The organism is Achromobacter piechaudii NBRC 102461 (genome assembly GCF_001571245.1).
GTDB lineage: Bacteria > Pseudomonadota > Gammaproteobacteria > Burkholderiales > Burkholderiaceae_B > Achromobacter > Achromobacter piechaudii.
Map to the genome: position 1 here is coordinate 269,599 of NZ_BCTK01000001.1, position 14,341 is coordinate 283,939.

Here is a 14,341-nt window from a genome sequence, read left to right on the forward strand (position 1 = left end):
TGCGTTCGACGGGTCGGATTCATATTACTATTGATAATCGTTATCATTAGTAAAGTTGCTTTCCGGTCCGTCGAATGCCATGAATCAGAGCGGTTCCCACGCCCCTATCGAGGGGCTCTACATCCAGCATCAATCCTGGCTGCGCGATTGGCTGCGCCGCAAGACGGGCTGCCCGTTCGACGCGGCGGACCTGACCCACGATACCTATCTCAAGGTGCTGGTGCGCGAGGACGACGCGCACGCCTTGCGCGAACCGCGCGCCTATCTGACGACGATCGCGCACGGGCTGATGGTGAACCTGTTTCGCCGCCGCGACATCGAGCGCGCTTATCTGGACAGCCTGGCCCTCGTCGAGGACGCCGCGGCGCCGTCGCCCGAGCGCCGCGCGCTGGCGCTGGAAGCGCTGGTGGAAATCGACCGGCTGCTTGACGGCTTGCCATCCAAAGCGCGCAAGGCTTTCCTGTTGGCGCAGTTGGAAGGCTTGCGCCATGGCGAGATCGCCGAGCGCATGCAGGTGTCGGTCAGTTCGGTACGGCAGTACCTGGCGCGAGCCATGCAGCACTGTCTGGCGGCCTGGTGAGCGGGCGCGCCTTGGCTCGGGGTGAGCTGCCATCTTCCGTGATCCGTGAAGCCAGTCTGTGGTTCGTCCGCCTGGGGGCCGACGAGGCAAGCGCGGCCGACCAGGCAGCCTGCCGCCGCTGGATCGAAGCCGATCCGTTGCACCGGCAAGCCTGGGATCGCGTGGAAATGCTGGGTCGCCAATTCGGCCAGGTCGCGCCGCAGGCAGGCTTGGCGGTCCTGGATCGCGGCCCGTCGCGCGGCCGTCGCCAGGCCTTGAAAGCCTTGTCGCTGGCGCTGGGCGTGGGCGGCGCGGCGGCGGCCGGCTTGCCGTGGCGGACTTGGACGTCCGACATCGGTACGGTCGTGGGCGAACGGCGGCGGGTGACGCTGGCCGACGGCAGCGTGCTGAACCTGAACACCGACAGCGCGGCCGACCTGCGCTTCGACGCCGCGCAGCGCTTGGTGGTGCTGCGACGCGGCGAGCTGCACATCGCGTCGCATGCGGATCCGCAGATGCCGCCCCGGCCGCTCGTCGTGGCGACGCCCATGGGTCGGATCACCGCATTGGGCACGCGTTTTGTCGTGCGTCTCTTGGACGGCGAGGCGTGGGTGGCCGTGACGCAAGGCGCGGTCCGGATCGAGCCGGAAATCGCGGGGCAGGGCGCCGCGCGCATCATCGAGGCGGGCAATGGCACGCTTTTCGATCGGCGTGCCGTGCAGGCGCCGCGTTCCGCTCCGCATGCGGATGACTGGGTGCAGGGCGCCCTGTTCGCGGACGGGATGCGGCTGGATGCCTTTGTCGACGCTCTGAGCCGCTACCGCAAGGGGCGGCTGGTGTGCGACCCGTCGGTGGCGGGGCTGCGCATATCGGGTTCCTATCCGCTGGGCGATACCGACCGCATCCTGGCTTCCGTGGAACGCGCGTTGCCGGTGCGGGTGGATCGCTACACCCGCTATTGGGTGGTGCTGCGCAAAAAAGATTGAACAGGTCCTGTCACTTTTGCATTCTCGATTGGCATACGGGTGAAGCCTCGATTTTCTTCGCCTGGAACCCAACGAAATGTCTCTGCCGTTCTACCCCTCTCATTCCGCCGCGCCTGCCGGCTTGCGCATGAAGGCCTTTGCTGCGCTGGTGCTGGCCGCCATGGCCGGCGCTGCGCTGTCGCCCGCCGCTGCGCAGGCGCAGGCTCAGTCCGCCGCCGCCACGATCCGCCATGCCGTGACCGTGCCGTCCGGCGCGCTGGGCGCGGCGTTGTCCAGCTTTGCCCAGCAAACCGGAGTGCTGTTGTCGTTTGACCCGGCGCTGACCTCGGGCATGCAGACCCCGGGCCTGCAAGGCAGCTATGGCGTGGACCAGGGCTTCGCCGCGCTGCTGGCCGGCACGGGGCTTGAGGTGCAGCGCCGTGCCGATGGCGACTATCTGGTGCAGCGCGTGGCCGGCCAGCAGGCGGTCCAGCTTGAGCCGGTCGTCGTGCTGGGGGCGGGCGCCACCACCGAAGGCACGGGCCTGTACACGGCCGACTGGATGCGCTCGGCCAACGGCCTGGTGCTGTCCCAACGCGAGACACCGCAGTCAACCAGCGTGCTGACCCGGCAGCAGATGGATGACCGCTCCATCAGCTCGGTTCGCGACGTGATGGAAAACGCCACGGGCATGAACGTGCAGCAGGCCGAGTCCGAACGCTTGACCTACTACTCGCGCGGCTTTTCGATGGATACCTTCCAGTTCGACGGCGTGGTCAAGCCGCTGAACGGCATCTATCAGTTCGGCGACGGCAACCTGGATCCCGTGATCTACGACCACGTCGAAATCATTCGCGGCGCCACCGGCCTGATGAGCGGCACCGGCAACCCCGGCGGCTCGGTCAATTTCATCCGCAAGCGTCCCACGCGCGAATTCCAGGGCGACATCAAGCTGTCGGCCGGCACCGAAGACACCTACCGGGGCGAGGTGGACCTGTCCACACCGTTCAATGAATCCGGCTCGGTGCGCGGGCGCATTGTTGGCGCCAAGGAACGGCGCGGCGACACCATGGACCTGTACAAGAAAAAGCGCGACGTGCTGTACGGCATAGTCGAAGCCGATATTGCGGACGCCACGACGGTCAGCCTGGGCGCCTCGGTGCAGCAGACGCGGCCCAGCGGCATCAGCTGGGGCGGCCTGCCGGCGCTGGACGCCAACGGCAAGCCGATCGATTGGCCCAAGGGGCAGGCCATGGGCGCGAAGTGGTCGCGTTGGGACACGGATTCGCACGAGTATTTCGCGCAGCTTGACCACGGTTTCACCAATGGATGGAACGCCCGCCTGTCATTCACGCGCCTGGAAAACAAGTTCAATGCGCCGTTGCTGTTCACCTCCGACGTGCCGGTGACGATCGACGGCTTTTCCACCGCGCCCTTGCTGCGCAAGTTCGTGGGGGGCAGCGATCAGAACGTGATCGGCGGTTCGATGGATGGCGGCTTCGACGCGTTCGGCCGGCAGCATCAGTTCAACGTCGGCTTTTCGCATTCCGACATCAAGGCGTGGAACCAAAGCTGGGACACGTCCGACCAGGACACCTATCCGATCCCCGACGTGAAGAACTGGACCGGCGATTGGCCCGCGCCCAACTGGGACATCCTGGCCTTGTCGCAGACCAACCGCAACAAGCAGACCGGTGTCTACGGCACGCTGCGCCTGGGTTTGACGGACCGCCTGCACCTGCTGACCGGCGCGCGCTGGACCCGCTGGGAATCCACCGAAACCAGCTGGGGCGTGACGGGTTATTCGCACACGTACTCGGAAGTCACGCCGTATGTCGGCGTCACGTATGACCTGAACGACACCTACACCGCCTACGCCAGCTACACCAACATCTTCCAGCCGCAGATGGTGAAGACGCAGACATGGGAAATGGCGAGCCCGGCCTACGGCCACAACTATGAGATGGGCCTGAAGGCGGCCTACCTGGATGGCCGCGTGAACGCTTCCGTGGCCGTATTCCAGACCGACCAGAAGGACGTGGCCGAGTATGGCGGCTACGACTACGCGCACGACGACGGCTGGTATTACCTGCTGGACGGCACCCGCACGCGCGGCTTCGAGGCCGAAGTGGCGGGCGAAGTGATGCCGGGCTGGAACGTGTTTCTGGGCTATACGTATCGCCAGTCCAAGGACAACAACGGCAAGAAAGTACAGACGACCCAGCCGGAACAGCTGCTGAAACTGAGCACGGCCTACCGCCTGCCCGGCGCGTTCAACAAGGTGACGGTAGGCGGCGGCGTGCGTTGGCAAAGCCAGACCAGCGCGCAGACCTATTACGGCCTGCAATCGGGTTCCATCGTGCAAAAGCCCTATGCCTTGTTCGACCTGATGGCGCAGGTCAACTTCTCGGACAAGACGCAGTTGCAGCTGAACGTGCGCAACCTGGCCGACAAGAAATACTACCGCTCCATGGGCTTTTACAACTCGGTCTTTTACGGAGAAGGCCGGACCGCGCTGCTCACCCTGACGCAGCGCTTCTAAGGTTCAGCGCCACTCGCTCGCCTGACTCAGTTTGGCCAGTTGGTCATGCGTCAGGGTCAGGCTGGCGGCCTTGACCAGTTCATCCAGCTGCGCCACCGACGTGGCGCTGACGATGGGCGAGGTGATGCCCGGCTGCGCGATCTGCCAGGCCAGCGCGGCTTGCGCGGGTGTGCAGCCGGCGTCTTCCGAGACCTCGTCCAGCGCCTTCAGGATGCGCAGGCCGCGCTCGTTCAGATAGGTGTCCACGATCTTCTGGCCGCGCGCGCTTTTGCCGGCGTCGGCCGCGCTGCGATACTTCCCGCTGAGAAAGCCGCTGGCCAGCGCGTAGTAGTTGATCGTGCCCATCTGCTGCGTCTTCACCAGGCTTTGCAGCCCCGATTCGAACGACGCGCGGTTGTACAGGTTGTATTCGGGCTGGATGCTCTCGTAGCGCGGCAGGTCGTGGCGTTCGGCCGCGATCAGCGCTTCGGACAGGCGCACCGCCGTGTAGTTCGAGGCGCCGATGGCGCGCACCTTGCCCGACTCGATGTGCTTGGCGTATTCGCCCAGCGTGTCGGTCAACGGCGTGTCGGGATCGTCTTTGTGCGACTGGTACAGGTCCACGTAATCGGTTTGCAGCCGCGCCAGCGAAGCGTCCAGCGAACGCCGGATGTACGCCGGCGCCAGGCCGCGCGCGTCGGGGCCCATTTCCATGCCGACCTTGGTGGCGATCATCACGCGGTCGCGCTTGCCCGATCGCTTGAGCCATTTGCCGATTATCGTTTCGGACTCGCCGCCCTGGTTGCCGGGCACCCAGCGCGAATACATGTCGGCCGTGTCGATGAAATTCAGGCCCGCGTCCACCAGGGCGTCAAGCAGCGAATAGGCGCCCGTTTCGTCGACGGTCCAGCCGAAGACGTTGCCGCCGAACGTGAGGGGGGGAACTTGCAGGCCGGAACGGCCCAGAGCGCGTTTGATCATGGTGAGGCCTTTGGATGCATCCGATGAGTGGCCGTCGTCGGTAGCCGGATGAGGGTGGGCGGAAGGGGCGGGCGGCGCGCGCCCGGAGGTCGATATTTAGTATATTGGCGCCGCGCGCCCCGTCGTGGAGCATGCTTGCCCGGCATGCACCATTACAGGGATTCCCCGCAAATTCTTTTGTCTGACGGCAAGTTAGACTATACGGCTTTACGGCTGACCGACCGACGGGAAGCCGCCGGCGTAGTTGTAATAGCGAACAAAAACCAAGGGTTCAAGGAGCTTACGTATGCTGATCGGAAAAAAACATTTTCTGACGGTTGGCGCCATGGCGCTGGCGATGGCTATCGCCTCGCCAGTGTCGGCGCAGCAAAAGTCGGTGGCGGTGACCGCCATCGTCGAGCACCCGGCGCTGGATGCCGTGCGTGACGGGGTGCAAGACGCCCTGAAGCAGGCCGGCTATGAATCCGGCAAGAACCTGAAGTGGCAATACCAAAGCGCGCAGGGCAACAATGGCACCGCCGCGCAGATCGCCCGCAAGTTCGTGGGTGACCGTCCGGACGCTATCGTCGCCATCGCCACGCCCTCGGCCCAGGCCGTGGTGGCCGCCACCAAGGACGTGCCGGTGGTGTATTCGGCGGTGACCGATCCGGTGGCCGCGCAGCTGGTCACCAGCATGGACGCCTCGGGCACCAACGTGACCGGCGTGTCGGATCTGCTGGCACTGGACAAGCAGGTTGATCTCATCAAGAAAATCGTTCCCAACGCCAAGCGCGTGGGCATCGTCTACAACCCGGGCGAGGCCAACTCGGTCGTGGTTGTGAAGAAGTTGCAGGAAATCCTGCCCAAGTCGGGCATGAGCCTGGTCGAAGCGGCCGCGCCGCGCTCGGTGGACGTGGCCTCGGCCGCGCGCAGCCTGATCGGCAAGGTCGATGTCATCTACACCAACACCGACAACAACGTCGTGTCGGCGTATGAATCGCTGGTCAAGGTGGGCAACGACGCCAAGATCCCGCTGATCGCCTCGGACACCGACAGCGTCAAGCGTGGCGGCATCGCTGCGCTGGGCATCAACTACCACGATCTGGGCGTGCAGACGGGCAAGGTGGTCGTGCGCATCCTCAAGGGCGAAAAGCCCGGCGCCATTCCGTCGGAAACCATCTCCAAGCTTGAGCTCTACGTGAATCCGGGCGCCGCCGCCAAGCAGGGCGTGACCCTGTCGGACGCCGTCATCAAGTCGGCTGCGGTCGTCGTGAAGTAAAGCGACACGCGCCAGACCCCGCCACGCCGCACGGCGTGCGCGGGGTTTTTGTTAAGCTTTTTCCGGACCGCGCAGCGATCCTGTCCTGCCGTTTTGCTCCCTTCCTGGCGTTGAACGACCCCGCTTTCCGGCGCTGCCGGCCGGCGCGCGGAGCCTTTGGAATGAAACGCGAGAAAATGACGAACCGGGAAACGTTTATTGCGAAAGCTCGGGTAAAACTGATGCCCGAACGCAAGAATTCCGACGTTTCAACTCTTTAATATGCACCTTCCTTACCCTGATTGGATTTAACCCATGTCATTGTTCTCGTTGTTAGGCGCGTTGGAGATCGGGCTGATCTTCAGCCTGGTGGCCTTGGGCGTGTTTATCTCCTTTCGCCTGCTGCGCTTCCCCGACCTGACCGTTGACGGCAGCTTTCCGCTGGGCGGCGCCGTCTGTGCCACGCTGATCGCATCGGGCACCGACCCGTTTTCCGCGACGATCATCGCCACCTTCGCTGGCGCGGTCGCGGGGCTGATCACGGGCTTACTGAACGTGAAGCTCAAGATCATGGATCTGCTGGCCAGCATCCTGATGATGATCGCGCTTTACTCGATCAACCTGCGCATCATGGGCAAGCCCAACGTGCCGCTGATCACCGAACCCACCGTGTTCACCATTTTGCAGCCGGGCTGGATTTCCGACTATGTCGCCCGTCCGTTGATCCTTATTGTGATCGTCATCCTGGCCAAGCTCGCGCTGGACTGGTTCTTCGCCACGCAGACCGGGCTGGCCGTGCGGGCCACCGGCTCCAATGGCCGCATGGCGCGCGCGCAAGGCGTGAACACCGGCCGCATGATCATGGGCGGCATGGCGCTGTCCAACGCGCTGGTGGCGCTGGCGGGCGCGCTGTTCGCGCAGACGCAGGGCGGTTCCGATATCTCGATGGGCATCGGCACCATCGTGATCGGCCTGGCCGCCGTGATCGTGGGCGAGAGCATCCTGCCGTCGCGCAAGCTCGTGCTGGCGACGCTGGCCGTCATCATCGGCGCAATCGTCTACCGCTTTTTCATCGCGTTGGCGCTCAACAGCGATTTCATCGGCCTGAAGGCACAAGACTTGAACCTGGTCACCGCGGTGCTGGTCACGATTGCCCTGGTCATCCCGATGCTCAAGCGCCGTATCGTCGGCAAGAAGGGGCGCTGATATGTTGTCCGCAAAAGATCTGAAAATTACCTTCAACGCCGGCACGCCGATCGAAACGCGCGCGCTGCGCGGGCTGTCGCTGGAAATCCCGACGGGTCAGTTCGTGACCGTGATCGGTTCCAACGGCGCTGGCAAGTCCACGTTCCTGAACGCCGTGTCGGGCGACCTGCCGATTGATTCGGGCCGCATCGACATCAACGGCGTGGACGTCACGCGCCAGCCGGTCTGGGCGCGCGCCGGTCAGGTGGCCCGTGTGTTCCAGGACCCGATGGCCGGCACCTGCGAAGACCTGACCATCGAAGAAAACATGGCGCTGGCGCAGATGCGCGGCGTGCGTCGCGGCTACAGCCGCGCGGTGAAGGCGTCGATGAAGGACGGGTTCCGCGAACGCCTCGCCACGCTGGGGCTGGGGCTGGAGAACCGGCTGACCGACCGCATCGGCCTGCTCTCGGGCGGCCAGCGCCAGGCGGTCAGCTTGTTGATGGCGGCCTTGCAGCCCTCGCGCATTCTGCTGCTGGACGAGCACACCGCCGCGCTGGATCCGCGCACCGCCGATTTCGTGCTGCAACTGACGGCGCGCATCGTCGCCGAAAGCCAGCTGACGACGATGATGGTGACCCACAGCATGCGCCAGGCGCTGGACGTCGGCGACCGTACCGTGATGCTGCATCAGGGGCAGGTGGTGCTGGACGTGTCCGGCGATGAACGCCGGGGCATGGACGTGCCCGACCTGCTGGCGATGTTCGAGCGCGTGCGCGGCGAGAAGCTGTCCGACGACGCGTTGCTGCTGGGATAGCGGCAAGGGGGCGCGGTCTGGCAAAGACCGCGCCGCAATCATGGTGCTAAATGAAGCGTTCCGGCCGGAAGGGATGGTGGCGCGAGGCGTCGACCTTGTCGCACATCAGCTCACCCAGGATCTTCGCCGTGCCCGGCGCGGTGCTGAAGCCGATGTGTTGATGGCCCAGCGCCAGCCATAGCCCCGGATGCCGGGGCGCCTGGCCGATCATCGGTCGGCTGTCGGGCAGAGTGGGACGCCGGCCCAGCCAGGCGGCCGGGTCCAGGCGGTCTCCCAATGGAAAGGCTTCGCGCGCTCGCGCTTCGGCCAGATCCAGCTGCGTCGTGCGCGGGGCGGCATCGCAGGCGTCCAGTTCCACGCCGGTGGTCAGGCGCAGGCCGCGCGCCATGGGCGACAGCACATAGCCGCCGCCCGTGTCGTAGACCGGGCGCGTGACGCTGGCGCCGTCCCGACCACGATAGTGCATGTGGTAACCACGTTCGAACGCCATGGGCAGCTTGATGCCGGTGGTCTTGAGCAAGGCCTGGGACCACGGCCCCAGCGCCACGACCAACTGATCCGCCGACAAGGATTCCGATGCCTGCGCGCCCTGCACGGTCCAGCCCTGGCCGTCGCGGCGGATGGCGCTTGCCGTCAACCGCTTGAACGTGCCGCCCGCCTGCTGGAACAGGTCGGCATAGGCCGTGACGACGGCATGCGGATCATCGACGGAATACGAACCCTGGATCCACAACGCGCGATGAAAGATCGGCGATAGCGCCGGTTCCAGCCGGGCCAGTTCGGCGGGGTCCAGCGTTTGCGAGGGCACCTGATACTGCGCATAGGTGTTGCGCGCCAATGCGCCCGAGTTCCATGCCGCCTCGCTTCGGTACAGGAATATCCAACCGGTATCGCGCAAGCGATGGCGCGCGCCGGCGGCCTCAAGCAGCTTCAGATGCTCCGGCGCGGACAGCCGGATCAGGCCGTCCAGCGCGCGCACGGTTTCGTTGAACACGGAAGGCCGCGCGTTCAGCAGGAAGCGCGACGCCCAGCCCAGGTTTTTCGCCAGGTAGGGGGCGCGATAACGAAACTGGACCGTATCGTTTTTGAGCAGCCGGGGCAGTTGGCTCCATAGGCCGGGGTGGTTGAACGGCATCAGCGAACTGCGCGCCAGCACGCCCGCGTTGCCCATCGATGTTTCCATGCCAGGCGCTTGCCGGTCCACCAGCGTGACGCGCATGCCTTTGCGCAATAGCTCCAACGCGCAGCAGACGCCGACGATGCCCGCGCCCAGGACGATGACGTGCTTTCCCATGTGTTCTTCTTCGTAGCCGCAACGACGGGCGATTGTAGGGCAGCCGACAGGGCGGCGCGTAGCAATATCGCTACGCCGTCTCTCAGGCGCGCGGGGACTGGCCCAGGATGCGGCCCGCCGCCACCACGCCCCACCAGGATGCTTCCTCGAAAACGGAATAGCCCGACAGGTCCGCATGCGCAAAGAGCAAGGGTCCGTCCACTTCACGCAGCGCAGCCAACCCTGCATTGGACAGGTAGCCGCACAGCGGCGAGGCCATCGCATGGCCGCGCACGGTGATGTCGAGCCGGCGCGCGTGGCGCCAGAATTCCTTGCCGTAGGCGGCGATCAGGTCAGCGGAGGCTTCGTCGCGCAGCGCTTGCGGACTGGCCGTGGTGAGCCATTGCCGCACCGCTTGCGGCGATTGCCCGCTTAACGCGTCATACGCCGTGAAGACCGAGCGCGGCGAGCGCGCCACGCGCAGCAGTTGGTGCGTGGACACCACATAGCCCAGCGCGCGGCCGTCGTACACCACGTTGTCCCAGGACAGCGGCTCGCCCGGCGCTTCCAGCGGATAGCCTTCCAACAGGAAATTGGACACGAGCCAGGGCGCGTGCGCCGACGCGTGCACGGCGGGGTCATAGCCGTAGGCGCGGATGTCGGGTAACAGGCGTTGCGCCACGAACAAGGGCATGGCGCAAACGGTGCGCCGGCTTTGCAGCGTATAGGCGCGGGGCTCGGCGTCCGACGTCAGGCAAGTGCTTATGGGGCCGGTGGGTGTTTCGGCGATGCGCACCGCCGTGCCGGCCATGAGCCAGCGCGTGTGCCCCAGCCTGGCGTCGATAGCCTGGCGCATGCGTTCGGCCAGCACCGACAGTCCGCCCGGCCACGTCAGCACCGCGCCTTCAGCCGCGTTGGCGGCGTGGCCGTCGCGGCTCGCGAAGTAATGCAGGCCCGCCCAGGCCGAGACCACGTCATAGCCTGCGCCGTAGTCATCGCGGCAGCAGTAGTTCAGGTACCAGTGCAGCGCGGGCGAGGTATAGCCTTCGCGTTCCAGCCATTGCTTGAAGGTGATCTGGTCCAGCGCGCGCCAGGCGGGGTCTTGCGAGGACAGCACGATCGGGATGCTGAACACCCGCCGCCCGTCATTGCCCAGCTGCGTATGCAGGCGTTCGATGTACGCCAGGAAGCGGTGGTGCTGCGCCAGGTCGGCATCGGACAGGCCGGTCATGGGCAGCAGGCTGTCTTCCCAGCGGCCGTTGCGCAGCAGGCGTTCGGCGGGCGAGTGGACCAGGACGGTCTCGTCATACACGGGACGTGCATCGCCCGCGCCGCTTTCGATGATGCCGAAGTCGGCCAGCATCTCGCGCACGTGGCTGGACGCCATCGAAGGCAGCGGCAGGTAGTGCGCGCCCAGCGGAAAGTGCAGTTCGTCCTGCTGGCCGGATGCGGCGTTGCCGGCGAATTCCGGCCCCTGCACCACGACGAAGTCGGTGAACCCTTCGCGCGCCAGCTTCCAGGCGCAGGACAAGCCCGCCACGCCCGCGCCAAGAATCACGACCTCGTGCCGATGATGAGCGCTGGCGGCGGGCAGGGCGGCGCCGTCGCGCAAGGCGTGGCCCGCCTGCATCCCGGGGTAGGAAACGTTGGCCGGGGTTTCGACGATGCGCTGCCGGTAGTAGCCGGCGGTGCCGGCGACCGCCGCAGTGGCCGCGCCCAGTAGAAAGCTGCGGCGGCGCATCAGCGGATGACCTTGCGCCAGTCCTCGTCGAAATAGCGCACGAGCGACTGCTCATTCAAGCGGTTGGGCGGCATCGCCAGCGCCGGCATGTCGGCCGGGAAGTGAAACAGTTCGCGCGTGGTGGCCGGGTCCAGGTAGCGCGTGGGCACGGTGATCTTGTCGGGCGGCGTGTAGTCGCGGCGCTTGCTGGCCAGGATGAAGCCCCAGTCGCCGAAGGACGGCACATAGGTGTGATACGGCCAGGTGTTCAGGCCGGCTTCCTTCAAGGTGGCGTCCACGCTCCAGAACGAGCGCGGCGCAAAGTAGGGCGAGGTGGACTGGATCACCATGTAGCCGTTTTCCGCCAGGTGGCGCGCCATCAGGTGATAGACGGGCACGGAATACAGGCGGCCCAGGCCGAAGTTGGACGGGTCGGGAAAGTCCACCACGATGAAGTCATAGACCTCGGCGTGCGTTTCCAGCCAACGCCCGGCGTCGTCGTTGATGACTGTGACGCGCGGATCCTTGAGCGAGCCCTGGTTAAGCGCCACCAACGGCGCGGAGCGCGAGAACAGACCGGTCATCGCCGGGTCCAGATCCACCAGCGTGATGTGTTCGATGTGCTTGTACTTGAGGATTTCGCGCACCGCCAGGCCGTCGCCGCCGCCCAGCACCAACACGTTGCGCGCCCACGGCAGCGCCTGCAAGCCCGGGTGCACCAGCGACTCGTGATAACGATGCTCGTCGCGCGACGAGAATTGCAGGTTGTTGTTGATGTACAGGCGCAGGTCGTCGTGCCATTGCGTGACCACCAGACGTTGGTACGGCGTGGTTTCGGCATGCACGACGTCGTCGCCGTACAGCCCCTTTTCGGCCCAGGCGGTCATCGACGTGGAATAGATGAAGCCCATCGCCAGAAAGCCGATCACCACGCAGGCGCGGATGGCCTTTTCACCGGGCCGGCGCACCTCGGCGCGAAACAGCCAGGTGGTCCACAAGGCGACGCTGGCGTTCAGGATGCCGAACAGGAAGCTGGTGCGCAGCAGGCCCAGCTTGGGCGCGAGCAACAGCGGAAAGATCAGCGATACGGCCAGTGCGCCCAGGTAGTCGAAGGTCAGCACGCGGCTGACGATCTCGCGGAACTCGGCCTTGCGCTGGTTGAACACGCGCATCACCAGCGGTATCTCCATGCCGACCATCAGGCCGATGACGAAGACGCCCACATACAGCGCCGCGCGAAAGGGCGCGGACAACCACGCAAAGACCAGGAACAGGACGGCCGCCGAGACGCCACCCAGAAGCGCCACCAGCAGTTCAACGTCGATGAACCGATTCAAAACGTCTTCGTCTTTTACATATTTTGACAACCACGAGCCGATGCCCATGGCGAACAAATAGCAGCCGATGACGGACGAGAACTGAAGGATCGAATCGCCCAGTAAATAGCTGGCCAGCGCGCTGCTGATGAGCTCATAGCCCAAACCGCAGGAAGCAACGATCAATACCGATAGGATGAGAACGCGGTCGCGCATTGAGGTGTCCGGGGCGAAAAATGCGTTCGCAGTATATCGAACGCCGCGTATATACTGCGCGCAATTAGGAGGGTGGCAATGGGAGAAGCAATGCATCCGGCGGTGACCTATCTGATCTACATCGCCTCGGCGCTTGTCATGCTGGGCGTGTTCACCGCGGTCTATACCGCCGTGACCCGCTACAAGGAATTCGATCTGATCCGCGAAGGCAACATCGCCGCGGTGCTCTCTTATGGCGGCGCGTTGGTGGGGTTCAGCCTGACCTTGTGTTCCAGCATTGCCGTGCATGCCAGCTTCGTGATGTTCCTGGTCTGGGGCGTGGCCGCCATGCTGGTCCAGATCGTCGTGTATGTCGTGGTCAACAAGGCCATTGACGGCATGAACGACGCCATCGAACAAAACAATATCGCCATGGGCGGCCTGATCGGTTCGATCTCGCTGGCCGCCGGCATCGTGAACGCGGCCTGCCTGACCTGAAGGCAGCCGGCAAAATCCCATCCGACACGGGAGGACTTTTCATGAGTCTCGGTTCGTTTATCCGCAAGCAGTTCATCGACATCCTGCAATGGAACGAAGATCGCGACGGCGTGCTCGCCTGGCGCCATCCGATGCAGGACTTTGAAATCCAGTACGGCGCCAGCCTGACGGTGCGTGAGTCGCAGATGGCGGTGTTCGTCAACGAAGGCAAGGTGGCCGACGTGTTCGGCCCCGGCATGTACAAGCTGACGACGCAGACGCTGCCGGTCCTGACCTACCTGAAGAATTGGGACAAGCTGTTCGAGTCGCCCTTCAAGTCGGACGTGATCTTTTTCAGCACGCGCCTGCAATTGGGCCGGCGCTGGGGCACGGCGCAGCCGGTCACGCTGCGCGACAGCGAATTCGGCATGGTGCGGCTGCGCGCGTTCGGCGTGTACTCGTATCAGATCTCGGACCCCGCCAAGTTCTACCGCGAAATCAGCGGCACGCGCGACGAATACACGGTGGACGACCTGGAAGCGCAACTGCGCAACATGGTGGTGGCCGCCATGACCACGGCGCTGGGCGGTTCGAAGGTGCCGTTCCTGGACATCGCGGGCAACCAGGGCTTGATGTCGCAGAGCATCAGCGAGCAGCTGGCCCCGGTGTTCGACCGCTACGGCGTCAAGCTGGACAACTTCACGGTTGAAAACGTGTCGCTGCCCGAAGAGCTGCAAAAGGCGCTGGACACGCGTATTTCGATGGGCATGGCCGGCGACCTGGGCAAGTTCACGCAGTACCAGACCGCCACGTCGATTCCGTTGGCTGCGCAGAACGAAGGCGGCATCGCGGGCATCGGCGCGGGGTTGGCGGCGGGCGCGGCGCTGGGACAGACCATGGCGGCGGGCTTGACGGCGGGGCAGGGCCAAGCCGGCCAGGCCGCGCCAGCCGCAGCAGCCACGCCGGCCGCCGCGGGCGCGGATCCCGTCGCGCGCTTGCAGCAGTTGAAAGACCTGCTGGACAAAGGATTGATCACCGCCGCCGATTACGACACGGCCAAGGCGGAAGTGCTGAAGAAATTAACCAGCTAAGGCC

12 protein-coding genes are annotated in these 14,341 nt (G+C 65.0%); 8 read left to right on the forward strand and 4 right to left on the reverse strand.

Annotated elements, in window-relative coordinates:
- The first annotated feature begins 79 nt into the window (after positions 1-79).
- The 3 genes from API01S_RS01305 to API01S_RS01315 all read left to right on the forward strand — a co-directional run bounded on the left by API01S_RS01305 (position 80) and on the right by API01S_RS01315 (position 4,066).
- Complete coding sequence (locus tag API01S_RS01305) at positions 80-580, forward strand: sigma-70 family RNA polymerase sigma factor (protein WP_061302759.1); 501 nt, start codon at positions 80-82, stop codon at positions 578-580.
- 38 nt (positions 581-618) lie between these two features.
- Positions 619-1,545 carry a FecR domain-containing protein gene (locus API01S_RS01310; protein ID WP_084802334.1) on the forward strand — a complete coding sequence of 309 codons (927 nt, stop codon included), beginning with the start codon at positions 619-621 and terminating at the stop codon, positions 1,543-1,545.
- A gap of 76 nt (positions 1,546-1,621) precedes the next feature.
- Positions 1,622-4,066 carry a TonB-dependent siderophore receptor gene (locus API01S_RS01315; protein WP_061302763.1) on the forward strand — a complete coding sequence of 815 codons (2,445 nt, stop codon included), beginning with the start codon at positions 1,622-1,624 and terminating at the stop codon, positions 4,064-4,066.
- Positions 4,067-4,069: 3 nt separating this feature from the next.
- On the opposite strand, the gene API01S_RS01320 is transcribed toward API01S_RS01315, so the two are convergent.
- Positions 4,070-5,026 (reverse strand): aldo/keto reductase, encoded by a 957-nt coding sequence (locus API01S_RS01320; RefSeq protein WP_061302765.1) that lies wholly within the window; start codon positions 5,024-5,026, stop codon positions 4,070-4,072.
- A gap of 286 nt (positions 5,027-5,312) precedes the next feature.
- Here API01S_RS01320 and API01S_RS01325 point away from each other — a divergent pair, with 286 nt between their 5' ends.
- The 3 genes from API01S_RS01325 (at position 5,313) to API01S_RS01335 (ending at position 8,265) form a co-directional block, all read left to right on the forward strand.
- The gene (locus API01S_RS01325; protein ID WP_006220498.1) at positions 5,313-6,284 is read left to right on the forward strand and encodes an ABC transporter substrate-binding protein; all 972 of its coding nucleotides are present in this window, start codon (positions 5,313-5,315) and stop codon (positions 6,282-6,284) included.
- Positions 6,285-6,578: 294 nt separating this feature from the next.
- Entirely contained in the window at positions 6,579-7,469 is an 891-nt protein-coding gene (locus API01S_RS01330) for an ABC transporter permease (protein WP_050729976.1), read from the forward strand.
- 1 nt (position 7,470) lies between these two features.
- Entirely contained in the window at positions 7,471-8,265 is a 795-nt protein-coding gene (locus API01S_RS01335; RefSeq protein WP_006220496.1) for an ABC transporter ATP-binding protein, read from the forward strand.
- Positions 8,266-8,311: 46 nt separating this feature from the next.
- On the opposite strand, the gene API01S_RS01340 is transcribed toward API01S_RS01335, so the two are convergent.
- The 3 genes from API01S_RS01340 to API01S_RS01350 all read right to left on the reverse strand — a co-directional run bounded on the left by API01S_RS01340 (position 8,312) and on the right by API01S_RS01350 (position 12,790).
- Positions 8,312-9,559: an NAD(P)/FAD-dependent oxidoreductase gene (locus tag API01S_RS01340; protein ID WP_061302767.1), complete on the reverse strand. Its 1,248-nt coding sequence runs from the start codon at positions 9,557-9,559 to the stop codon at positions 8,312-8,314.
- An 82-nt stretch (positions 9,560-9,641) separates the two neighbouring features.
- A complete protein-coding gene (locus API01S_RS01345) occupies positions 9,642-11,279 on the reverse strand; it encodes an NAD(P)-binding protein (protein WP_061302769.1) in 1,638 nt (545 codons plus the stop codon).
- Positions 11,279-12,790 (reverse strand): polyamine aminopropyltransferase, encoded by a 1,512-nt coding sequence (locus tag API01S_RS01350; RefSeq protein ID WP_006220493.1) that lies wholly within the window; start codon positions 12,788-12,790, stop codon positions 11,279-11,281. Before API01S_RS01350 ends, API01S_RS01345 begins: the two co-directional genes overlap by 1 nt.
- Positions 12,791-12,880: 90 nt before the next feature.
- On the opposite strand from API01S_RS01350, the gene API01S_RS01355 reads away from it, so the two are divergent.
- Both API01S_RS01355 and API01S_RS01360 read left to right on the forward strand, forming a co-directional pair.
- Positions 12,881-13,267 carry a DUF350 domain-containing protein gene (locus API01S_RS01355; protein ID WP_006220492.1) on the forward strand — a complete coding sequence of 129 codons (387 nt, stop codon included), beginning with the start codon at positions 12,881-12,883 and terminating at the stop codon, positions 13,265-13,267.
- A 41-nt stretch (positions 13,268-13,308) separates the two neighbouring features.
- Positions 13,309-14,337 carry an SPFH domain-containing protein gene (locus tag API01S_RS01360; protein WP_061302771.1) on the forward strand — a complete coding sequence of 343 codons (1,029 nt, stop codon included), beginning with the start codon at positions 13,309-13,311 and terminating at the stop codon, positions 14,335-14,337.
- Positions 14,338-14,341: the final 4 nt, after the last annotated feature.

What these genes read in the sequence shown, in the direction of transcription:
- API01S_RS01305 (WP_061302759.1), top strand. Translation starts at nt 80, where the DNA reads ATGAATCAGAGCGGTTCCCACGCCCCTATCGAGGGGCTCTACATCCAG.
- API01S_RS01315 (WP_061302763.1), top strand. Translation starts at nt 1,622, where the DNA reads ATGTCTCTGCCGTTCTACCCCTCTCATTCCGCCGCGCCTGCCGGCTTG.
- API01S_RS01320 (WP_061302765.1), bottom strand. Translation starts at nt 5,026, where the DNA reads ATGATCAAACGCGCTCTGGGCCGTTCCGGCCTGCAAGTTCCCCCCCTC.
- API01S_RS01325 (WP_006220498.1), top strand. Translation starts at nt 5,313, where the DNA reads ATGCTGATCGGAAAAAAACATTTTCTGACGGTTGGCGCCATGGCGCTG.
- API01S_RS01330 (WP_050729976.1), top strand. Translation starts at nt 6,579, where the DNA reads ATGTCATTGTTCTCGTTGTTAGGCGCGTTGGAGATCGGGCTGATCTTC.
- API01S_RS01335 (WP_006220496.1), top strand. Translation starts at nt 7,471, where the DNA reads ATGTTGTCCGCAAAAGATCTGAAAATTACCTTCAACGCCGGCACGCCG.
- API01S_RS01340 (WP_061302767.1), bottom strand. Translation starts at nt 9,559, where the DNA reads ATGGGAAAGCACGTCATCGTCCTGGGCGCGGGCATCGTCGGCGTCTGC.
- API01S_RS01345 (WP_061302769.1), bottom strand. Translation starts at nt 11,279, where the DNA reads ATGCGCCGCCGCAGCTTTCTACTGGGCGCGGCCACTGCGGCGGTCGCC.
- API01S_RS01350 (WP_006220493.1), bottom strand. Translation starts at nt 12,790, where the DNA reads ATGCGCGACCGCGTTCTCATCCTATCGGTATTGATCGTTGCTTCCTGC.
- API01S_RS01355 (WP_006220492.1), top strand. Translation starts at nt 12,881, where the DNA reads ATGCATCCGGCGGTGACCTATCTGATCTACATCGCCTCGGCGCTTGTC.
- API01S_RS01360 (WP_061302771.1), top strand. Translation starts at nt 13,309, where the DNA reads ATGAGTCTCGGTTCGTTTATCCGCAAGCAGTTCATCGACATCCTGCAA.